Origin of the sequence: Streptomyces sp. NPDC058051, assembly GCF_042885475.1 — a bacterium.
Classification (GTDB): Bacteria; Actinomycetota; Actinomycetes; order Streptomycetales; family Streptomycetaceae; genus Streptomyces.
In genome coordinates this window covers 325,098-346,862 of sequence record NZ_JBHVRW010000004.1, presented here as the reverse complement: position 1 = coordinate 346,862, position 21,765 = coordinate 325,098, and the positions used below count along the sequence as shown (strand labels likewise).

Genomic DNA, 21,765 nt, shown 5'->3' with positions numbered 1-21,765 from the left:
CGGTGCATGTCGTACTCGCCGGTGGGGGGACCGCCGGCCACATCGAGCCCGCGCTTGCCCTCGCGGACGCCCTGCGCAGGCAGGACCCGACCGTGGGAATCACTGCCCTCGGCACGGAGCGCGGACTGGAGACCAGGCTCGTACCCGAGCGGGGGTACGAACTCGCCCTGATCCCGGCCGTGCCGCTGCCCCGCAAGCCCACTCCGGAACTGATCACCGTCCCGGGGCGGCTGCGCGGCACCATCAAGGCGGCCGAGCAGATCCTGGAGCGCACCAAGGCGGACTGCGTGGTCGGCTTCGGCGGCTATGTCGCCCTGCCCGGCTATCTCGCCGCGAAGCGGGCCGGTGTGCCGATCGTCGTCCATGAGGCCAACGCCCGGCCGGGCCTGGCCAACAAGATCGGTTCGCGGTACGCCCACGGGGTCGCCGTCTCCACCCCCGACAGCAAGCTGCGCGGTGCCCGCTACATCGGTATCCCGCTGCGCCGGACCATCGCCACCCTGGACCGGGCCCGGGTCCGTCCCGAAGCGCGTGCCGCCTTCGGCCTCGACCCGAACCTGCCGACGCTGCTGGTCTCCGGCGGCTCGCAGGGCGCCCGCCACCTCAACGAGGTGGTCCAGCGGGTCGCTCCGCTGCTGCAGCGCTCCGGGATCCAGATCCTGCACGTGGTCGGCCCGAAGAACGAATTGCCGCGCGTCGACAACATGCCCGGGATGCCGCCCTACATCCCGGTACCGTACGTGGACCGGATGGACCTCGCGTACGCGGCGGCCGACATGATGCTCTGCCGCGCGGGCGCGATGACCGTCGCCGAGCTCTCCGCCGTCGGGCTTCCCGCCGCCTACGTACCGTTGCCGATCGGCAACGGCGAACAGCGGCTCAACGCCCAGCCGGTGGTCAACGCCGGCGGCGGCCTGCTGGTGGACGACGCGGCGCTCACTCCCGAGTGGGTGCAGGGCAACGTCCTTCCGGTGCTGGCCGATCCGCACCGGCTGTACGAGATGTCCCGCGCCGCCGCCGAGTTCGGCCGCCGGGACGCCGACGACCTGCTCGTCGGCATGGTGTACGAGGCGATTGCCGCACGCCGAGGCGCGTGAGGCGGACGGGTCCGGGGGCAGCCGCCCCCGGACCCGGCAGAAGGAGCGAGCGTGGCCGGACCGACGACCGCCCAGCGCGGTGCAGAACAGCAGCAGGACTCCTCCGCCCGCCCGCCGCGCCCGCGCCCCGAGGGGCGCAGACGGCCCAGCCGCAGGCAGCTGGCCGTGAGCGGCGTGCTCGTGCTGCTGCTCGGCTCCGGCGCCGTCTGGGCGCTCTACGGCTCCTCCTGGCTGCGCACCCAACAGGTCAGGACCACCGGGGTCGACGTGCTGACACCGGCCGAGGTGGAGGCCGCCGCGGACGTGCCGATCGGTGCTCCGCTGATCTCCGTGGACACCGACGCCATCGCCGGCCGGTTGCGCCAGAAGCTGCCTCGTATCGATTCGGTGGATGTCGTGCGGTCATGGCCGCACGGAATCAGACTTAAGGTGACGGAACGGCAACCCGTTCTGCTGGTGAAAAAGGGTGCAAAGTTCATTGAAGTGGACGCGAAAGGCGTGCGCTTCGCCACGGTGGACACCTCACCCGGACATGTACCTTTGCTCGAATTGATGCCCGATCAGTCCGCGAGCCTGCGTCGCTTCGGCAGTGCCCGGCTGGTGCGGGAGGCGGTGCGCGTCGCCGGTGACCTTCCGGTCGGCGTCGCCAAGGACACCAAGGTCCTGCGGGTCACCTCGTACGACTCGATCTCCCTGGAGCTCACCCGGAAGCGAACGGTGGTCTGGGGCAGCTCCGAAGGGGGGCCGGTGAAGGCGAAGGTCCTCACCGCTCTCATGAAAACCGCGCCCAAAGCGGGGCACTTCGACGTCAGTGCGCCCACCGCCCCGGCCGTATCGGGTAGTTGACGCGCATTTCGCCTGGCCAGCACCCTGGTTGGTCAGCGCTACGGGTGATCACATAGGGTGAAAAGAAAAACGGGAGGTTCGGCGTGTTCGTTGAACGTGCGCCACTTGTCGACTTAGTGTCCTGTTCGGAAGAGTCCATGAAGCAGACACACTGGTAACCCTAAACTTCAACGTTAGGGTTTGGGTCGGCGTTTCGGACCGCCCCAATCGGCATCCGTCGTCGCGGCGGTACTACCGCAGAGCGACGACACGTAAATCGAGGCGAGAGGCCTTCGACGTGGCAGCACCGCAGAACTACCTCGCAGTCATCAAGGTCATCGGTGTCGGCGGCGGTGGTGTCAATGCCATCAACCGAATGATCGAGGTCGGTCTCAAGGGCGTCGAGTTCATCGCGATCAACACGGATGCGCAAGCCCTGTTGATGAGCGACGCCGACGTCAAGCTCGACGTCGGCCGTGAACTCACCCGCGGCCTCGGCGCCGGGGCCAACCCGGCCGTCGGTCGCAAGGCGGCAGAGGACCACCGTGAGGAGATCGAGGAGGTCCTCAAGGGGGCCGACATGGTCTTCGTCACCGCCGGAGAGGGCGGCGGCACCGGCACCGGCGGCGCACCCGTCGTCGCCAACATCGCGCGATCGCTCGGCGCCCTGACGATCGGCGTGGTCACCCGCCCGTTCACCTTCGAGGGCCGGCGACGCGCGAACCAGGCGGAGGACGGCATCGCCGAGCTCCGCGAAGAGGTCGACACCCTCATCGTCATCCCCAACGACCGGCTGCTGTCCATCTCGGACCGCCAGGTCAGCGTGCTCGACGCGTTCAAGTCGGCCGACCAGGTGCTGCTCTCGGGTGTCCAGGGCATCACCGACCTCATCACGACCCCGGGTCTGATCAACCTCGACTTCGCCGACGTGAAGTCGGTCATGTCCGAGGCCGGATCCGCACTCATGGGCATCGGTTCCGCCCGCGGCGACGACCGCGCGGTGGCCGCCGCGGAGATGGCGATCTCCTCGCCGCTCCTGGAGGCGTCCATCGACGGCGCCCGTGGTGTCCTGCTCTCCATCTCCGGCGGCAGCGACCTCGGTCTCTTCGAGATCAACGAGGCGGCCCAGCTGGTGAGCGAGGCGGCGCACCCCGAGGCGAACATCATCTTCGGTGCGGTCATCGACGACGCGCTGGGCGACGAGGTGCGCGTCACGGTGATCGCCGCGGGCTTCGACGGCGGACAGCCGCCGGCCCGTCGCGAGAACGTCCTGGGTGCGAACTCCGCGAAGCGCGAGGAGTCGGTCCCGCCGGTCCGCAGCGCCGAGCCCGTGCGCCAGGGCGGCGGACTGGGCTCCGTGCCCCCGCGCGAGGAGCCCGCGGTCCAGTCCGAGCCCGTGGCCGCGGCCGGTGAGAGCCACCTTCCCCCGGTCTCTCCGCCGCACATCCCGCCGGCCCGTCCCTACCAGGACTCCCAGGTCGAAGAGCTGGATGTTCCGGACTTCTTGAAGTGATAGCTCCGCACCACGCAGTGCCCGAAGTGTCTTCAGTAACCTCGGGGGGTCGCGCGCACTTCGCCTTCACCGACAGGTGGGGCGGGGTGAGCGCCGCTCCGTACGAGGAGCTCAACCTCGGTGGCGCGGTCGGTGACGACCCCGCCGCCGTTCTCGCCAATCGGGAGCGCGCCGCACGGGCCCTCGGCCTGGACCCGGCGCGCGTCGTCTGGATGAACCAGGTGCACGGACGGGACGTCGCGATCGTCGACGGCCCGTGGGGAGACGCTTCGGACATTCCCGCGGTCGACGCGGTGGTGACCGTACGGCGCGGGCTCCCGCTCGCCGTACTCACCGCCGACTGCACCCCCGTACTGCTCGCCGACCCGGTCGCCGGGGTCGTGGCGGCCGCGCACGCGGGCCGTCCCGGTCTGGTCGCCGGAGTCGTCCCCGCGGTGGTCGAGGCCATGACCGGTCTCGGAGCCGAGCCCTCCCGGATCCTCGCCCGTACCGGGCCGGCGGTCTGCGGACGGTGCTACGAAGTCCCGGCCCGGATGCGCGCCGAGGTCGCCGAGAGCGTCCCGGCCTCATGGTCCGAGACCAGCTGGGGTACCCCGGCCGTGGATGTCACCGCGGGGGTCCACGCCCAGCTGGAGGCCCTCGGGATCCAGGACCGGCAGGCGTCGCCCGTCTGCACCCTCGAATCGGGCGACCACTTCTCGTACCGCCGCGACCGCACCACTGGGCGGCTCGCCGGATATGTCTGGTTGGACGGGTAGGGCATGACGGACCGTAAGAAGCAACTCGCCGCAAATCTGGCGCAGGTGGAGGAACGTATCGCTTCCGCCTGTGCCGCCGCGGGCCGCAAGCGGGAGGAAGTGACCCTCGTCGCGGTCACCAAGACCTACCCCGCGAGCGATGTGCGGATTCTGCATGAACTCGGTGTGCGTCATGTCGCAGAGAATCGTGACCAGGACGCGGCGCCCAAGGCGGCCGAATGTGCGGATCTGTCGCTCACGTGGCACTTTGTTGGTCAATTGCAGACCAATAAGGTTCGTTCTGTGGCGAGTTATGCCGATGTCGTGCAGTCGGTAGATCGGCTCAAATTGGTCACGGCGCTCTCGGCCGCGGCCGTGCGTGAGGGGCGAGAGCTCGGCTGCCTCATCCAGGTCGCACTCGACGCGCAGAGCGGCGAGCGTGGTGACCGGGGCGGTGTCGCGCCGGACGGGATCGAGGAGTTGGCCGCGGCGGTCGCGTCCTCGCCCGGGCTGCGGCTCGGGGGTCTGATGACCGTCGCACCGCTCGCCGGACCGTACGCGGGACGGCCGCGCGCCGCCTTCGACCGGCTGATGGAATTCTCATCCCGCCTGCGCGGGAACCATCCGGCTGCGAACATGGTCTCCGCAGGGATGAGTGCGGACCTTGAGGACGCGGTTGCGGCCGGAGCGACACATGTGCGCGTCGGTACGGCGGTACTCGGAGTCCGACCGAGGCTCGGGTAACGTCGCCAAGCAAGTCGGACCACAGCAGAAAATATGGTCATTCCCGCCTTTGGCGGGCAGGCCTCAGTGGATCGCGGGGCACTTGGTGACAGATGCCGATCCACCACAGAGCGGAGGACTCAGAGCATGGCCGGCGCGATGCGCAAGATGGCGGTCTACCTCGGCCTCGTGGAGGACGATGGGTACGACGGTCCGGGGTTCGACCCCGACGACGAATTCGAACCCGAGCCCGAGCCCGAGCGCGACCGGCGGCGGCATCAGCCCGCGCATCAGGTGGAGCGGGAGCGGGAGAGGGACGAACCGGTACGAGTGGTGCAGCCTCCCGCGCAGCGGGAGCCGGTTCAGATCCCGGCGGAGAGAGAGCGACCCGCCCGAATCGCCCCCGTGGCGTCCATCACACCTGAACGCCCGAACATGGAGAAGAACGCACCGGTGATCATGCCCAAGGTCGTGTCCGAGCGGGAGCCCTACCGCATCACCACACTGCACCCCAGGACCTACAACGAGGCCCGTACCATCGGGGAACACTTCCGTGAGGGCACTCCGGTGATCATGAATCTCACGGAGATGGACGATACGGACGCGAAGCGACTTGTCGACTTTGCCGCAGGACTCGTCTTCGGTCTCCATGGCAGCATTGAGCGTGTGACGCAGAAGGTGTTCCTGTTGTCGCCTGCTAACGTCGATGTCACGGCGGAGGACAAGGCCCGCATCGCTGAGGGCGGATTCTTCAACCAGAGCTGAGAACACGACACCGGGAACAACCCGGCCCGCAAGGCCGGAGCTACACGAGAGCCAGGGGAGAGGGAAGCGCGAAATGGGCGTCGCAGTGCAGGTTGTCTATATCGCGCTGATGTGTTTCCTCATCGTGCTGATCTTCCGGCTGGTCATGGACTATGTCTTCCAGTTCGCACGTTCATGGCAGCCCGGCAAGCCGATGGTGGTCATACTTGAGGCCACCTACACTGTCACGGATCCACCGCTCAAGCTTCTGCGGCGGTTCATTCCGCCGCTGCGTCTCGGGGGCGTGGCACTCGACCTGTCCTTCTTCGTTCTGATGATCATCGTCTACATCCTGATCAGGATCGTGATCAGGCTGTGAGCGATACGGTCTTGCCGACTGCCGACGACTACGTAGAGGTGAAGAAGAGATGCCGCTGACCCCCGAGGACGTGCGGAACAAGCAGTTCACGACCGTCCGCCTCCGAGAAGGCTATGACGAGGACGAGGTCGATGCCTTCCTCGACGAGGTCGAGGGCGAGCTGACCCGTCTGCTTCGTGAGAACGAGGACCTGCGCGCCAAGCTGGCCGCCGCCACCCGTGCCGCCGCGCAGAACCAGCAGCAGGGAATGCGCAAGCCGGAGCCGCAGGACCGGCCCGGGGCCCCCGTGCCCGCCGCCATATCGGGTCCGCCGGTCCAGCAGCAGCCCCCGCAGATGGGTCCGCCCCAGCTGCCCGGTGGTGCTCCGCAGCTGCCCGCCGGTCCCAGCGGTCACGGTCCTGGTCCTCAGGGCCCGCACGGTCCGGTCCCGCACGGCCCCGGTCCGATGCAGGGCGGTCCCATGGGTGGCCCCATGGGTGGTCCCATGGGTGGTCACGCCCCGCAGCAGCAGATGCAGCAGATGCAGCAGCCGCCGCAGATGCAGCAGCCCGGGCAGGGCCCCGGCGGCGACAGCGCCGCCCGTGTCCTCTCGCTCGCGCAGCAGACCGCCGACCAGGCGATCGCGGAGGCCCGTTCCGAGGCCAACAAGATCGTCGGCGAGGCGCGCAGCCGCGCCGAGGGCCTGGAGCGGGACGCGCGTGCCAAGGCGGACGCGCTGGAGCGGGACGCCCAGGAGAAGCACCGCGTGGCGATGGGCTCGCTGGAGTCGGCCCGCGCGACGCTGGAGCGCAAGGTCGAGGACCTGCGCGGCTTCGAGCGCGAGTACCGGACCCGGCTGAAGTCCTACCTGGAGAGCCAGCTCCGTCAGCTGGAGACCCAGGCCGACGACTCGCTGGCCCCGCCGCGGACCCCGGCGACCGCTTCGCTGCCGCCGTCGCCCTCGCTGGCTCCGGCCGGTGCGGGTGCCATGGGGCACACCATGGGCGGCAACCACGGCGGTCACGGCAACCAGCAGATGGGCGGCAACCCGTCCATGAGCGGCGGACCGTCCTACGGTGGCCAGCAGCAGATGACGCCGGCGATGACCCAGCCGATGGCGCCGGTGCGGCCGCAGGCGCCGCAGCCCATGCAGCAGGCTCCTTCGCCGATGCGCGGGTTCCTCATCGACGAGGACGACAACTGAGCCGGGTGCGCGCGATGAGCGCGTAGCCGTCGGCAGGCTGAGGGCCGGGCCCCGGGGTTTCCCCGGGGCCCGGCCCTTTTGCCATGGGCGGCGGGAGCGCGGGGTGCCGTGGGCCGTATGCGCCGGGCGTTCGCCTGCCCGTACGTTCCCGATCCGGGGCTCCGTCTTCGGCCACCGTGCCTCGGACTCCGGGACGGCGGAGAGCAGGCCCCCTCGGCGTCGCTGTGGGGCGGTCAGGGGGATCCCTCGCTCGCCGGGGGAGGGGAAGCCGGAGGCCCGCCGGACTGTTCGTCCGGCGGGCCTCCGAGCGGGGTGGGCGTTACCGCTCCGTCTTGCGGAGGCGGAACGTCAGGGACAGGCCCTCGTCCTCGAACGGGGTGCCGTAGGTGTCGTCCGCCTCGCCCTGTGCGTAGTCCAGCGCCAGGACCTCGTCCGCGATCAGGGCCGCGTGCGTGGTCAGGGCCTCCACCGTGGCGGGGGAGGCGGATGCCCAGCGGACAGCGATGCGGTCCGCGACGTCCAGGCCGCTGTTCTTCCGGGCCTCCTGGATGAGCCGGATCGCGTCACGGGCGAGGCCCGCGCGCCGCAGCTCGGGGGTGATCTCCAGGTCCAGGGCGACCGTCGCGCCCGAGTCGGAGGCCACCGACCAGCCTTCGCGCGGTGTCTCGGTGATGATCACCTCGTCGGGGGAGAGGGAGATCGTCTCACCGTCCACCTCGACCGATGCCGTGCCTTCGCGCAGGGCCAGCGAGAGCGCTGCCGCGTCGGCGTCGGCGACCGCCTTGGCCACCGCCTGGACACCCTTGCCGAACCGCTTGCCCAGCGCACGGAAGTTCGCCTTGGCCGTGGTGTCGACCAATGACCCGCCCACCTCGGAGAGGGAGGCCAGCGAGGAGACGTTCAGCTCTTCCGTGATCTGGGCGTGCAGCTCGGGCGAGAGGGACTCGAAGCCCGCTGCCGCGACGAGGGCCCGGGAGAGCGGTTGACGGGTCTTGACGCCCGACTCGGCGCGGGTGGCCCGGCCCAGCTCGACCAGGCGGCGCACCAGCGCCATCTGGCTGGAGAGCGTCGGGTCGACGACCGAGAGGTCCGCCTTCGGCCAGGCGGAGAGGTGGACCGACTCGGGGGCGTCCGGCGTGACCGGAGCCACCAGGTCCTGCCAGACCCGCTCGGTGATGAACGGGGTGAGCGGGGCCATCAGCCGGGTCACGGTCTCGACGACGTCGTGCAGGGTGCGCAGCGCGGCCTTGTCGCCCTGCCAGAAGCGGCGGCGCGAGCGGCGTACGTACCAGTTGGACAGGTCGTCGACGAACGATGACAGGAGCTTGCCGGCGCGCTGGGTGTCGTATCCCTCCAGGGCCTGTGTGACCTGGTCCACCAGTGCGTTCAGCTCGCTCAGCAGCCAGCGGTCCAGGACCGTGCGCTCCGCCGGGGCCGGGTCGGCCGCCGAGGGCGCCCAGTGGGACGTACGGGCGTACAGGGCCTGGAAGGCGACCGTGTTCCAGTACGTCAGGAGGGTCTTGCGGACGACCTCCTGGATGGTGTTGTGGCCGACCCGGCGTGCCGCCCACGGGGAGCCGCCCGCCGCCATGAACCAGCGCACCGCGTCCGCGCCGTGCTGGTCCATGAGGGGGATCGGCTGAAGGATGTTCCCGAGGTGCTTGGACATCTTGCGGCCGTCCTCGGCCAGGATGTGGCCCAGGCAGACCACGTTCTCGTAGGACGACTTGTCGAAGACCAGCGTGCCGACCGCCATCAGCGTGTAGAACCAGCCGCGGGTCTGGTCGATGGCCTCCGAGATGAACTGTGCCGGATAGCGGCTCTCGAAGAGCTCCTTGTTCTTGTAGGGATAGCCCCACTGTGCGAACGGCATCGAGCCCGAGTCGTACCAGGCGTCGATGACCTCCGGGACGCGGTACGCCTCCAGCTGGCAGTTCTCCTGCGAGCAGGTGAAGGTGATCTCGTCGATGAACGGGCGGTGCGGGTCGAGACCGGAGAGGTCGGTGCCGGTGAGCTCGCTCAGCTCGGCACGCGAGCCGACGCACGTGAGGTGGCTGTCCTCGCAGCGCCAGATCGGCAGCGGGGTGCCCCAGTAGCGGTTACGGGACAGCGCCCAGTCGACGTTGTTGTTCAGCCAGTCGCCGAAGCGGCCGTTCTTGACCGAGTCGGGGAACCAGTTGGTCTTCTCGTTCTCTTCGAGCAGCCGGTTCTTGATGGCGGTCGTGCGGATGTACCACGACGGCTGCGCGTAGTAGAGCAGCGCGGTGTGGCAGCGCCAGCAGTGCGGGTAGCTGTGCTCGTACGGGACGTGCCGGAAGAGCTTGCCGCGGGCGGCCAGGTCCGCGGTGAGTGCCTCGTCGGCCTTCTTGAAGAAGACGCCGCCGATCAGCGGCAGATTCTCCTCGAAGGTGCCGTCGGGGCGGACCGGGTTCACGACCGGGAGTCCGTAGGCGCGGCAGACGAGAAGGTCGTCGGCGCCGAAGGCGGGGGACTGGTGGACGAGACCCGTACCGTCCTCGGTGGTCACGTACTCGGCGTTGACGACGTAATGCGCCTCGGCCGGGCGGTGTCCGTCGCTTCCCTCGCCGGTGCTCGGGAAGTCCACCAGGGTGAACGGCCGCTCGTACGTCCAGCGCTCCATCTCGCGGCCGGTGAAGGTCTGACCGGTGGCCTCCCAGCCCTCGCCCAGCGCCTTCTCGACGAGGGGCTGGGCGACGACGAGTTTCTCCTCGCCGTCGGTCGCGACGACGTACGTGACGTCGGGATGCGCGGCGACGGCGGTGTTGGAGACCAGGGTCCAGGGGGTGGTCGTCCAGACGAGGAGGGAGGCGTCGCCTGCCAGCGGGCCGGAGGTGAGGGGGAAGCGCACGAAGACCGACGGGTCGACGACCGTCTCGTAGCCCTGGGCCAGCTCGTGGTCGGACAGGCCCGTGCCGCAGCGGGGGCACCAGGGGGCGACACGGTGGTCCTGGACCAGCAGGTCCTTGTTGAAGATCTCCTTCAGCGACCACCACACCGACTCGACGTACTCGGGGTCCATCGTGCGGTAGGCGTCGTCGAGATCGACCCAGTAGCCCATGCGGGTCGTGAGCTCGGTGAACGCGTCGGTGTGACGGGTCACGGACTCGCGGCACTTGGCGTTGAACTCGGCGATGCCGTACGCCTCGATGTCCTTCTTGCCGTTGAAGCCCAGCTCCTTCTCGACCGCGAGCTCGACCGGCAGTCCGTGGCAGTCCCAGCCGGCCTTGCGGCCGACGTGGTAGCCCTGCATGGTGCGGAAGCGCGGGAAGACGTCCTTGAAGACGCGGGCCTCGATGTGGTGGGCGCCGGGCATGCCGTTGGCGGTGGGCGGGCCCTCGTAGAAGACCCACTCGGGGCGGCCCTCGGACTGGGCGAGGCTCTTGGCGAAGACCTTGCTCTCGCGCCAGAAGTCGAGCACGGCGTGCTCCAGCGCGGGCAGGTCGACCTGGGCGGGTACCTGGCGGTACTGCGGCGATGTCATGGGCGGACTTCCTCCGGCGGACGTTTTCCACTTCCGTCGGAGGGACGAGAGCCTCCTCGACTCCCGCGGTACCACCCTCCTTGGCCCCGGGCGTGTGCGCCCGTGGCCCCCTCATTGGGGTCGCGATGCCGGTTCTACTCGCCCTGCGGCTTTCTTCCGACGGCTCCGGGTGATCTTCACGACGCGCTCGCCCCCGGGCTTACACCGTCCCCGGGTCGCTTCTGGCTGCGTACGACGCTACTCGTCCCATCCACGCCTCTCGCTGACGCCAGTGTACGGGCCCGTACGGGCGACGGCCGACCGGTTCAACCCGTGGGGCGGTGCGTGACCCGAATGGGCAGGCCCCCCTGTGCGGGGTGCGGCGGCACGGCGGGGCGGCGGATTACCCGGCGGGGAGCTGGGCACAACGGATTCAGGCGCGTCGGTGTCCGGAGCCGGGGAGGGGCGATGCGGCGGCGTGCCCCGTTGCCGCGGGGCTGGGGTCGACTTATCGTCCCAGCACGATTCGCGTGCAAGATCACAATATGTGAAGGGGCCGCGGCCATGACGGCGAAGAAGACCGCCGCGAAGAAGTCGGAGTCGGCGAGATCCACGGGTGCGGCGGCCGGGAGGAAGGGCGGAGAGGCGGGCCCGGAGGACGGCTCGCGCACGGACGCGGAGACGGCTGCCGGAGGGACGGCGGCCGGGGAGACGGCCCCCTCGGCCGGCCCGGGCGCGTCGGTCATGAAGAAGTCCGCGGCGAAGAAGTCCACGGCGAAGAAGGAAGCGGCGAAGAAGACAGCCGCGAAGAAGACAGCGGCGACGAAGGCGGCGGCGAAGAAGTCCGCCGCGAAGAGGACCGCGGCCCGCAAGCGGGCGGCGCCCGCCGAGCACACGGGACAGGCCGAGAAGGCGCCTGCGAGGAAGAGCGCGGCGAAGAAGGCTTCGAAGAAGGCCGCTGAGGCGGCCACGATGGCGGCCGAGGCCGCCGAGCAGACGGGAGCCCACACGGTGGTAGCCAAGAAGAGCGCGGCCAGGACCCGAACGGCCGGCAAGGGCGCGGCGCCCGTGCCGGCGACCGGGGGAGTCGTCACGACAGTCCCGGGCGAGCTGGCGGTCCGGCCGGGTGAGGACCCCTGGACACCGGAAGAGGTCGACGAGGCACGGGCCCTGCTGAGCAGCGAGATCATGCGGCTGCGCAGCGAGCTGGAGGCCGCGGGCGCCGCACTCGCCGGGTTGATGCGCGACTCCGGCGACGGGGCGGGTGACGACGAGGCGGACACCGGCACGAAGAACATCACGCGCGAGCACGAGATGTCGCTCGCCGCCAACGCCCAGGAGATGCTCGACCAGACCGAACGCGCACTGGCCCGTCTCGACGCCGGGACGTACGGACTGTGCGAGGTCTGCGGCAATCCGATCGGCAAGGCGCGGATGCAGGCGTTCCCCCGCGCCACGCTCTGCGTCGAGGACAAACAGAAGCAGGAGCGGCGCGGCTGATTCGCGGTCGTGTGTCGTACCCTCGTCCTCAGTCGGAAACCTAGGTTGAGGGACTCACGTGGCAGAGGCGGAGCGCATCATCGGTACGCCGGACATCCCCGATGCCGAGGGGGCCGAAGGGGACGAGGCCGCGGACCGGGTCGAGGAGCCGGCCCCGGGCAGAGGCAGGCGGAGGATCGCCATTCTCTTCGTGGTCGCCGTCTTCGCCTTTCTGCTCGACCTGTCCAGCAAGATCGTCGTGGTCGCGAAGCTGGAGCACCACCAGCCGGTCCAGGTCTTCGGTGACTGGCTGAGGTTCGAGGTGATCCGCAACTCGGGCGCCGCGTTCAGCTTCGGTGAGGCATACACGGTCATCTTCACCGTCATCGCGGCGAGCGTCATCGTCGTGATCGCCCGCCTCGCCCGCAAGCTCTACAGCCTGCCCTGGGCCATCGCGCTGGGCCTGCTGCTCGGCGGAGCGCTCGGGAACCTCACCGACCGCCTCTTCCGTGCTCCCGGCGTCTTCCGGGGAGCGGTGGTGGACTTCATCTCGCCCGCGCACTTCGCCGTTTTCAACCTGGCCGACTCCGCGATCGTCTGCGGCGGAATCCTGATCGTGATCCTCTCCTTCAAGGGTCTGGACCCTGACGGCACCGTGCACAAGGACTAGCGGGCGCAAGGCATACTCGATCAGGTGAGTACGTATCCCGAGGTCCGCACCCTGCCCGTACCCGACGGTCTGGAGGGCGAGCGTGTCGACGCCGCCATTTCCCGGATGTTCGGTTTCTCCCGCACCAAGGCCGCCGATCTGGCCGCGGCCGGGAAGGTGCAGGTGGACGGCGCGGTGGTCGGGAAGTCCGAGAGGGTACGGGGCGGCGCCTGGCTGGAAGTGGAGATGCCGCAGGCGCCCGCTCCGGTGCAGATCGTCGCCGAGCCCGTCGAGGGCATGGAGATCGTGCACGACGACGACGACATCGTCGTGATCGTGAAGCCGGTCGGGGTCGCCGCCCATCCGAGCCCCGGCTGGACCGGCACGACGGTGATCGGCGGTCTCGCCGCGGCCGGCTACCGGATCTCGACGTCCGGCGCCGCCGAGCGCCAGGGCATCGTCCACCGCCTCGACGTCGGCACCTCCGGTCTGATGGTCGTCGCCAAGTCCGAGCGGGCCTACACCCTGCTGAAGGCGCAGTTCCGCGACCGGGTCGTCGAGAAGAAGTACCACGCACTGGTGCAGGGCCACCCGGACCCGATGAGCGGCACCATCGACGCCCCCATCGGGCGCCACCCCAACCACGACTACAAGTGGGCCGTCACGGCCGAGGGCAAGCCCTCCGTGACCCACTACGACCTCATCGAGGCCTACCGCGCCGCCAGCCTCCTGGACATCAAGCTGGAGACGGGCCGCACCCACCAGATCCGCGTGCACATGTCGGCCCATCGGCACCCCTGTGTCGGAGACCTCACCTACGGCGCCGATCCGACGATGGCCAAGCGCCTCGGCCTGACGAGGCAGTGGCTGCACGCCGTCCGGCTCGGCTTCGAGCACCCGTCCGACGGCAGCTGGGTGGAGTTCTCCAGCAGCTACCCCGACGACCTTCAGAACGCCCTGGACAAGATCGCGGCGGAGAGCGAATGACCGGCACGCCTGCCTCGTACACCACTCGTACCGCCGTCGACGAGCAGGACCGCGCCGCCTGCTTCCAGGTTCGCAAGGAAGTCTTCGTCGGTGAGCAGAACGTCCCCGAGGAGATCGAGTACGACGCCTACGACGCCGACGCGGTGCATGTGATCGCCGTCGCGGCGAACGGCTCCGCGCTCGGCACCGGGCGCCTGCTGCACGGCCCGGCCGCCGCGGCCAAGACCGGCGGCGACCTCGCCGTGGGTTCCCTCGGCCGGCTGGCGGTGACCGGTCGGGCGCGCGGCCTCGGCGTCGGAGCGGCGCTGGTGCGCGCCATCGAGGACGCGGCCCGCGGGCTCGGTCTGGCCGCCGTCGACCTGCATGCCCAGACGCATGCGCTCGGCTTCTACGAGCGGCTCGGATACGTGGCGTACGGTCCCGAATTCCCGGACGCCGGGATTGCGCACCGGGCGATGCGCAGGGCTCTGTAGCGGCGACGGACCCCGCCCCGGCCGTGCTGAGCCGGAGTCCGCCCCGGTCCGTGGCGAGTCGCCGACCGCGCGCGTACGCCCGGCGTGCTCGCCGACTGGCTTCGGGCCGGGGCAGCGGCGGCCATGGCTTCCTCCTGGTCCGCCCGGAAGAGCGGATCGCGTGGTGCGCGCCGGTGGGCCTCGGCGTGCGGAACGTTTCTGCCGGACGGGACGCGTCCGTCGCCCGCACCTCGACGTACGGGGTGATCCGCCGACGGGACGTCAGAGATACATCGGAGGAATAGCCGGTCAGGTAGGCACTGCAGAGGGGGCGTTGTCCGGTTCGCAGGACCTCCGTGGCACGCTTGAAGTCCAGATCACCGACCGCGGAGGTCGGCTCGCCGCGTTTCGGAAGGCACCTCGTGGACCAAATGGCACTGCTCCTCCTGCTGTTGCTCGGAGCTGTGGTCATGGTGCCACTGGGGGAGCGTCTCGGACTGCCCGCGCCCGTACTGATGACGCTCGCCGGAGTCGGCCTGGCGTTCGTCAGCTTCGTGCCGAATGTGAACATTCCGCCCGAGATCATCCTTCCCGCGCTGCTGCCGCCGCTGCTCTACGCCTCCGTGCAGCGCACCTCCTGGCGGCAGTTCGCCGCCAATAAACGACCGATCTTTCTGCTCGCCGTGGCGCTGGTCTTCATCACGACGGCCGCTGTCGCCGTGGTCGCCAACGCGATCGTCCCGGGGCTGCCCATCGCCGCCGCCGTGGCGCTCGGCGCGCTCGTCGCCCCGCCCGACCCGGTCGCGGCGACGGCCGTCGCGGGCTCGGTCGGGCTGCCGCGCAGGCTCGTCTCCATCCTGGAGGGCGAGGGGCTGTTCAACGATGTGACCGCGATCGTGCTGTACCACGTGGCGGTCGCCGCCGCGGTGAGCGGTACGTTCTCGGTGCCGGAGGCGTTCGGGCTGCTGGTCCTCTCGGCGGTCGTCGCCCTGGTGGTGGGGCTCGCGCTCGGCTGGATCACCATCAAGCTGATGGGGCTGCTCGGTGATGCCACGCTCCAGGTCGGCCTCACCCTGCTGGTGCCGTTCGTGAGTTATGTGCTCGCGGAGGAGTTGATGGGGTCGGGTGTCCTCGCCGTCCTCACCACCGCGCTGTTCCTCGCCGAGCACACCGCCGACGCCGACGACGTCCTCGGGCGTCTCACCGGCCGCACCTTCTGGGAGATCGTCGACACCCTCGTCACCGGGGTGGCCTTCGGGCTGATCGGCCTCGAACTGCACAACGTCTTCGGAACGGCCGACGGGCGCGAACTCCAGCTGCTCGGCTGGGGCCTGGCCGTCGTCGCGGTCGTCGTCGGCGTACGGCTGCTGTATCTGCTGCCCGCGACCTGGCTCACCAAGCGACTGCACACCCGGCGTGACGTCAGCGAGGACATCCCCACCAGCTGGCGGGAGACCGTCGTCATGTGGTGGTCCGGGATGCGCGGAGTGGCCTCGGTCGCGCTGGCGCTCGCGATTCCGCTGAAGACGGACGACGGGAAGCCGTTCCCGGGCCGTGACGAGATCATCTTCATCGCCTTCGCCGTGATCATGGCCACGCTGGTCGTCCAGGGGCTCACCCTGCCGTGGCTGGTCCGCAAGCTCCGTGTCCGTGCGGACACGGACGCCGAGGATGCGCTGGAGAAGGACCTCGCGATCCGCGCCGCGAAGGCGGCGAAGCAGCGGTTCAAGGAGATCCAGGAGGTCGAGGAGTTCCCCGACGAGGTCGTGGAGCGGCTGCAGCGACTCGCGTACGACATGGGCGCGCGGATCAGCCCCGAGATGGTCGACGAGGAGCGTCGGGAGGCGTACGCGAAGCGTGCCGAGCGCTTCAAGGCGGTCCATCGCGTCCAGCGCGAGATGATGTCGGCCGCCCGCCACGCGGTGCTCTCCGCCCGCAACGAGGCGGGCGCGGACCCGGAGGTCGTCGACCGGGTGCTGCGGCAGCTGGACGTACGCAGCCTGCGGTGACACTGCGCCGACCGCGACCGCAACTGGCACCATGGGCCCCATGAACATCATGCTTTTCCACTCGACGTACGGTCTGCGCCCCGCGGTGCACGCGGCCGCCGCGCGGCTGCGCGCCGCCGGTCACGAGGTGCAGGTGCCCGACCTCTTCGAGGGACGCACCTTCGAAACCGTCGAGGAGGGCCTGGCCTTCAAGGAAGAGGTGGGCAAGGACGAACTCCTCAGGCGGGCCGTGCTGGCCGCCGCGCCCTACTCCGAGCGGGGCCTGGTGTACGCGGGTTTCTCCTTCGGCGCGTCCACCGCGCAGACCCTGGCGCTCGGTGATGAGAAGGCGCGCGGACTGCTGCTCTTCCACGGCACCTCGGACATCGCCGAGAACGCCTCGGTGGACGACCTGCCCGTACAACTGCATGTCGCGGACCCGGATCCGTTCGAGACGCACGACTGGCTGAACTCCTGGTACCTACAGATGCGGCGCACAGGTGCCGATGTCGAGATCTACCGCTATCCGGGCGCGGGCCATCTCTTCACGGACGCCGAACTGCCCGACCATGACGCGGCCTCCGCCGAGCTGGCCTGGAAGGTCGCACTCGGTTTCCTCGCCACGCTGTGACCGACTCGGCATACCGTGACCGACTTTCCGCGCTGTGACCGACGTGCCGCGCTGTGACCGACGTGCCGCGCTGTGACCGACGTGCCACGCCGTGACCGACTTGCCGCGCCGTGGCCGTCCGAAGGGCCCCGCTCCGTGCGCGGAACCCGTCGGACGGACGGGGCGGATCAGGCCCGGTAGGCGGTCCAGCTGTCGCTCATCCGCTGCACCTGGCCCGCGGTGAACTGGTACATGCAGGCGTCGTACGTGTAGTCCATGAAGTTGTGGATCGGGTCGACCCCCGCGCTGGTGCAGGTGTCGCGCCCGGTCGGGCACTCGAACGCGGCGCTGCCCTCGGCGGGCGTGTCGGAGACGTAGTCACCGTTGCCGCTGCAGCCGCCCTGGAAGGTGTGGTAGAGCCCCAGCCAGTGGCCGACCTCGTGGGTGGCGGTGTCGCCCTCGTCGTAGTTGGTGGCGGAGCCGCCGGGCAGTGATTCGTCGAGGATGACGACGCCGTCCATGCTCGGGCTGGAGGAGTACGAGCTGGGGAAGGTGGCCCAGCCGAGCAGGCCGCCGCCGAGGTTGGCGGTGTAGACGTTGAGCGCGTTCTTGCCGCCCTTGCGCAGCGCCGTCTTCATCGTCCGCTCGGTGGACGAGCCCGAGGAGACGTTGTACCAGGTGGCGTTGTCGGTGTAGTCGGTGCCGGCCAGCGAGAACTGGAAGCCGGTGTTGGTGTTGCCGGTGCCCTGGCCGCTGTAGGCCGCGTTCAGCACGCTCATCTGGCTGCTGATGTCGGCCGCGGTGAGCTTGCCGGTGGTGCCGGAGTGGATGACGTGGAAGTAGACCGGGATGGTCGCCGCGGCGACGGTGAGCGTGGAGCCGCTGAGCCGGCGGGCCGCGAGTCTCTCCTTGAGCTGCGTGTCCATGGCCTTGGCCTGGGACGCGGTGAGTTCGTTGGGCTCCGCGGCGTGCTCGGTGCCCGAGGGGCGGGCCTCGCGCGCGGTGGCGTCGGTGCCCGCCCCGCTCGCGCACTTCTCGGCGGATGCGGCGGACGCGGACGTCGACGCGGCGGACGTCGACGAAGCGGACGCCTTCGCGGCGGCGGAGCCGGTGGAGACGGAGAGCGGTGCCAGGGCCAGGGTTCCGGCCAGGACGGCGGTGCCGATCGCACGGTGACGCATACGCGGTGATAGGCGGGCAAGAGTGCGCACGTGGACTCCTCGCGAATGATGTGGGGGGAGAGGGATTTCCTCGCCTGCCGTCGAAGATTACGTGCGCATGTCATCTCTTGGGGAGCGGCGATCAGGCCCATTCGCTCACGGGCGGATGGGGAGGAACGTGGGGTGGTCGGGCTCCGGGCCCGGGAGTTCGATACGCGGACGTAACGTCGCGCGTCACCCCGGCGGGTGGTGTGTCCCCATTGGGGCAGGGCGGACACCACCCGCCGTAGCGACGTAACGCACCGTCAACACGAACCGGTCTGGCCGAGAACAGACTTCACAGCACCGGGTTGTCCACCCGCTCGACCTTCTGTGTCCCGCTGAGCGTTCGGTACGAACGCGTCCAGGCGGAGGTCGCGTCCCGCTTCGTCCGGTCGGAGACCGCGTAGTAGTCCATCTGCGCGCGCTCGGCGGTCACGTCGAGGACGCCGTAGCCGTGCGCGTCCATGTCCACCCACTTCACATGGCGGTTGGCGGCCTTGACCGCCGCGGCGGCGACCACCGAGACGGTCTTCGGCGCGACGTGCAGGATGTCGTCGAGATTGTCCGAGGTCACCGACGTCACCACGAACTCGGTGGCGGCCGACGCCGAGAGCGGGTACGTCGCCGCCTTCACCGGCACGTCATTGGCCCACGCCATGTGGATGTCGCCGGTCAGGAAGACCGTGTTGGTGATCGACCGGTCCCGCAGATGCCCGATCAGCTCCTTGCGGTCGTCCGTGTAGCCGTCCCACTGGTCGACGTTGACGGCGAGTCCCTCGGTGGGCAGCCCCAGCAACTCGGCCAGCGGCGCCAGCAGATGCGCGGGCACGGAACCGAACGCCACCGGCGAGATCATCACCGATGTACCGACCAGCCTCCAGGTGGCGTCCGAGCCGGCCAGGCCTGACTTCAGCCAGTCCAGCTGCGCCCGGCCGGTGATCGTGCGGTCCGGGTCGTCGACCGAGCCGCTGCCGATCGTCGCCTGCTGGGAGCGGAAGGTGCGCAGATCGAGCAGATGGAGATCGGCCAGGTCGCCGAAGCGCAGCCGCCGGTAGACGGTGCCCTCGGTGGAGGCGCGCACCGGCATCCACTCGAAGTACGCCTGCTTCGCGCCCGCCGCCCGCTCGGCCCAGGAACCCTCGGTCTCCGGCGTGTGGTTCCCGGCCCCGCCCGACCAGGCGTCGTTGGCGAACTCGTGGTCGTCCCAGATCGCGATCAGCGGGTGGGTGGCGTGCAGGGCCTGGAGGTCGGTGTCCGTCTTGTAGTGGCCGTGCCGGGTCCGGTAGTCGGCGAGGGTGAGGATCTCGTGCCGCGGCTCGTGCGGTCGTACGACGTACTTCGCGTCCGGGTAACTGCCCGACGCGTACTCGTAGATGTAGTCGCCGAGATGCAGGACCGCGTCGAGGTCGGCGCGGGCGGCGAGATGCCGGTACGGGGAGAAGAACCCGGCCTCCCAGTTGGCGCACGACACCACTCCGAAGCGCACGCCGGGCGTGGCCGTCCCGGTCGCGGGCGCGGTGCGGGTGCGGCCCACCGGCGAGAAGGTCTCCGTACCGTCGCCCGCCGAGAAGCGGAACCAGTAGGCGGTGGCCGGGCTCAGCCCCCGCACGTCGGCCTTGACGGTGTGGTCGGAAGCGGCCTTCGCGACGGCCGCGCCCCGGGCCACGACCCGGGCGAACTCCTTGTCCGCGGCCACCTCCCAGCGCACCGCCGTATCGGCGCCGCGGCCCGATCCGGGCACGGCGTCGGGGGTCGGGGTGACGCGGGTCCACAGAAGTACGCCGTCGGGAAGGGGATCACCGGAGGCGACGCCGTGCAGGAAGGCAGGCCCGTCCGCGGCATGCGCGGTGGTGGCGGCGCCCAGCACGGGCGCGACGACGGCGGTGGCGGCAGCGGCCTTGACGACCGCGCGGCGGCTGGGTGCGGAAAGCTGCGAGGTTACGTGTCGACTGGTCACGGAGCAGCACCCTACTGACGGGTACGGCGAACGGGCAGGCGAATGACGGAAGTTCGCCTGCCCGTCGGGGAGCCGCTGCCGGGGGTTTGCCGTTCGAACGGTCCGGCTCGGCCCGGTCGGCGCCGGACCCGGCCGCGCTGCTAGCCCTTCAGCGCGGCGGAGATCGCGGTGTTGAACTCGTCCACCGTCATCGGCGCGGCCTTGCCGTCCGAGCCGGTGAGCGCCTTGCCGTCCATCTTCAGCGTCGGAGTGCCCTCCACGCCGCTCTTGTCGAAGGCCGCGGACATCTTCATCGCCCAGCTGTCGAACGTGCCGTCCTCGACGTTCTTCTGGAACGCCTTGTTGTCCTTCAGGGCGTCGACCGTGTCGGCGACCTTGATCAGGTACGCGTCGTCCTTGAACTTGTCGTCGCTCTCCTCCGGGTGGTACTTCGCGGAGTAGAGCGCGTACTTGTAGTCGAGGAACGCCTGCGGGCTGACGTCGAGCGCCGCGCCGAGCGCGCTCAGCGCGTTCTTCGAGCCCTCGCCGTTGTCACTCGTGTCGATGAACGTGGCACCGATGTACTTGATCTTGTACTTGCCCGCGTCGACGTCCTTGTGCACCGTCTCACCGACGGTCTGCTCGAACGAGGCGCAGATCGGGCAGCGCGAGTCCTCGTACAGTTCCAGGGTCTTCTTCGCGGTCGACTCGCCGATGACGACGGTCGTGCCGTTGTCGCCCGAGGTGTTCTTGGGGACCGTGACGTCCTTCGCGTCCTTGGCCGCTTCCCAGTGGGACGGCTTGTTCAGCTCCGATATCCCCCAGGCACCGGCGCCCACGACCGCCAGGACGGCCACGATGGAGGCGCCGACGACGATCTGCCGGCGGGCCTTGTCCTTCTTGGCCTGGCGCTCGCGCTCGGCCCGCATCCGCTCGCGGGCCGCCGCCTTGTTGGACTGGCTGTTGCGCTTGCTCATGTTCGTTTCTCCATGGTGTGGGTGGTCTGTCGGCGGGGATCCATGTGCTCAGGCGATGGCGAGGGCCGAGCGCGGTGGTCCCCTCCGTCCCACGGAGTGCACGAGCAGACGGGCGTGTACGGGCAGGTGCGGGCCGCGTCCGGCGGGGTGCGTCCCGCAGCGTGCGGGGCGGCGGGCCCCACCCGCCACGGCGACCGCGATCAGCAGCGGCCGGAACGCCAGGACGGCGACCGCGCCCAGCAGGCCGGCGAGCGCGGCCTCGCCGCGCCGCAGCCAGGCCGCGGCGAGCAGCCCGACCGTCACGTGGGCGGCGAGCAGCAGCCACGGCACCGCCGGGCCCGGGGAGGCCAGCAGCGCGGCGGCCGTGTGCCCGCCGCCGGTCACCGAGGTGAGCGGGGTGCCGACGTCACCGACGCCGCCGAGCTTCGGCGCGCCGGCGCCGATGTCGCCGCCGCCGCAGAGCACGTCGACGCCGACCGAGCGCAACGGCCCCGCGATGGGGCCGCCCGCCGCGCCGTAACAGAGGTGCTGGCCGGTCGTGAAGACGGTGTCGGCGGCCAGCTCCAGCGGGACCAGCAGTCCGGCGATCGCCCCGAAACCGCGCTCCCGGCCGGCCAGCGCGTACGCCACGGCGAACACCGCGCCGGCCAGCAGGGCGACGACGGTCAGCGGCAGCGCGACCCGGGAGAGCAGTACGTGGGACGCGGCGGAGAGCGTCACGACGAGCGCTGTGAAAAGCGCCGCGCGAACGACTCTGAGCTGCGTCCCGGATATGTCCATCGCCGAGGAGTGTCGCACGCGAA

General features: G+C 70.0%; 19 protein-coding genes. 14 read left to right on the top strand and 5 right to left on the bottom strand.

Features of this window, described 5'->3' with window-relative positions:
- Window positions 1–2: 2 nt before the first annotated feature.
- The 8 genes from murG to ACFVUT_RS09475 all read left to right on the top strand — a co-directional run bounded on the left by murG (window position 3) and on the right by ACFVUT_RS09475 (window position 7,201).
- Window positions 3–1,097, top strand: a complete 1,095-nt coding sequence (gene murG / locus ACFVUT_RS09510; RefSeq protein ID WP_124718176.1) for an undecaprenyldiphospho-muramoylpentapeptide beta-N-acetylglucosaminyltransferase — start codon at window positions 3–5, stop codon at window positions 1,095–1,097.
- Window positions 1,098–1,148: 51 nt separating this feature from the next.
- Complete coding sequence (locus ACFVUT_RS09505) at window positions 1,149–1,943, top strand: cell division protein FtsQ/DivIB (RefSeq protein ID WP_389646023.1); 795 nt, start codon at window positions 1,149–1,151, stop codon at window positions 1,941–1,943.
- Between the two features lie 277 nt (window positions 1,944–2,220).
- Complete coding sequence (gene ftsZ, locus ACFVUT_RS09500) at window positions 2,221–3,435, top strand: cell division protein FtsZ (protein ID WP_389646026.1); 1,215 nt, start codon at window positions 2,221–2,223, stop codon at window positions 3,433–3,435.
- Window positions 3,432–4,193: a peptidoglycan editing factor PgeF gene (gene pgeF / locus ACFVUT_RS09495; RefSeq protein ID WP_389646029.1), complete on the top strand. Its 762-nt coding sequence runs from the start codon at window positions 3,432–3,434 to the stop codon at window positions 4,191–4,193. Before ftsZ ends, pgeF begins: the two co-directional genes overlap by 4 nt.
- Before the next feature lie 3 nt (window positions 4,194–4,196).
- Window positions 4,197–4,916: a YggS family pyridoxal phosphate-dependent enzyme gene (locus tag ACFVUT_RS09490; RefSeq protein WP_389646032.1), complete on the top strand. Its 720-nt coding sequence runs from the start codon at window positions 4,197–4,199 to the stop codon at window positions 4,914–4,916.
- A 126-nt stretch (window positions 4,917–5,042) separates the two neighbouring features.
- Window positions 5,043–5,660, top strand: coding sequence for a cell division protein SepF (locus tag ACFVUT_RS09485; protein WP_389646035.1), 618 nt, complete (start codon window positions 5,043–5,045; stop codon window positions 5,658–5,660).
- 73 nt (window positions 5,661–5,733) lie between these two features.
- Window positions 5,734–6,018, top strand: coding sequence for a YggT family protein (locus tag ACFVUT_RS09480; protein WP_389646038.1), 285 nt, complete (start codon window positions 5,734–5,736; stop codon window positions 6,016–6,018).
- Between the two features lie 49 nt (window positions 6,019–6,067).
- A complete protein-coding gene (locus ACFVUT_RS09475; RefSeq protein ID WP_389646041.1) occupies window positions 6,068–7,201 on the top strand; it encodes a DivIVA domain-containing protein in 1,134 nt (377 codons plus the stop codon).
- A 319-nt stretch (window positions 7,202–7,520) separates the two neighbouring features.
- Here the strand turns inward: ACFVUT_RS09475 and ileS are convergent, their stop codons facing one another.
- Window positions 7,521–10,703: an isoleucine--tRNA ligase gene (gene ileS / locus ACFVUT_RS09470; protein ID WP_389646044.1), complete on the bottom strand. Its 3,183-nt coding sequence runs from the start codon at window positions 10,701–10,703 to the stop codon at window positions 7,521–7,523.
- A 543-nt stretch (window positions 10,704–11,246) separates the two neighbouring features.
- Here ileS and ACFVUT_RS09465 point away from each other — a divergent pair.
- From ACFVUT_RS09465 to ACFVUT_RS09440, 6 genes are all read left to right on the top strand, one after another.
- Window positions 11,247–12,182: a TraR/DksA family transcriptional regulator gene (locus ACFVUT_RS09465; protein ID WP_389646047.1), complete on the top strand. Its 936-nt coding sequence runs from the start codon at window positions 11,247–11,249 to the stop codon at window positions 12,180–12,182.
- Between the two features lie 58 nt (window positions 12,183–12,240).
- The gene (gene lspA, locus ACFVUT_RS09460; RefSeq protein ID WP_389646050.1) at window positions 12,241–12,831 is read left to right on the top strand and encodes a signal peptidase II; all 591 of its coding nucleotides are present in this window, start codon (window positions 12,241–12,243) and stop codon (window positions 12,829–12,831) included.
- 24 nt (window positions 12,832–12,855) lie between these two features.
- Window positions 12,856–13,797 (top strand): RluA family pseudouridine synthase, encoded by a 942-nt coding sequence (locus ACFVUT_RS09455; RefSeq protein WP_389646053.1) that lies wholly within the window; start codon window positions 12,856–12,858, stop codon window positions 13,795–13,797.
- The gene (locus tag ACFVUT_RS09450; protein WP_389646056.1) at window positions 13,794–14,270 is read left to right on the top strand and encodes a GNAT family N-acetyltransferase; all 477 of its coding nucleotides are present in this window, start codon (window positions 13,794–13,796) and stop codon (window positions 14,268–14,270) included. The genes ACFVUT_RS09455 and ACFVUT_RS09450 overlap by 4 nt, the downstream gene beginning before the upstream one ends.
- Before the next feature lie 401 nt (window positions 14,271–14,671).
- On the top strand, window positions 14,672–16,258 hold the full coding sequence (locus ACFVUT_RS09445; RefSeq protein WP_389646059.1) for a Na+/H+ antiporter: 1,587 nt from the start codon (window positions 14,672–14,674) through the stop codon (window positions 16,256–16,258).
- A 31-nt stretch (window positions 16,259–16,289) separates the two neighbouring features.
- The gene (locus tag ACFVUT_RS09440; RefSeq protein ID WP_389646062.1) at window positions 16,290–16,868 is read left to right on the top strand and encodes a dienelactone hydrolase family protein; all 579 of its coding nucleotides are present in this window, start codon (window positions 16,290–16,292) and stop codon (window positions 16,866–16,868) included.
- A 167-nt stretch (window positions 16,869–17,035) separates the two neighbouring features.
- On the opposite strand, the gene ACFVUT_RS09435 is transcribed toward ACFVUT_RS09440, so the two are convergent.
- From ACFVUT_RS09435 to ACFVUT_RS09420, 4 genes are all read right to left on the bottom strand, one after another.
- A complete protein-coding gene (locus tag ACFVUT_RS09435; protein WP_389646065.1) occupies window positions 17,036–18,028 on the bottom strand; it encodes a zinc metalloprotease in 993 nt (330 codons plus the stop codon).
- A gap of 316 nt (window positions 18,029–18,344) precedes the next feature.
- Entirely contained in the window at window positions 18,345–20,006 is a 1,662-nt protein-coding gene (locus tag ACFVUT_RS09430) for an alkaline phosphatase D family protein (RefSeq protein ID WP_389646068.1), read from the bottom strand.
- 140 nt (window positions 20,007–20,146) lie between these two features.
- Complete coding sequence (locus ACFVUT_RS09425) at window positions 20,147–20,962, bottom strand: DsbA family protein (protein ID WP_389646071.1); 816 nt, start codon at window positions 20,960–20,962, stop codon at window positions 20,147–20,149.
- 48 nt (window positions 20,963–21,010) lie between these two features.
- Entirely contained in the window at window positions 21,011–21,742 is a 732-nt protein-coding gene (locus ACFVUT_RS09420; protein ID WP_389646074.1) for a hypothetical protein, read from the bottom strand.
- Window positions 21,743–21,765: the final 23 nt, after the last annotated feature.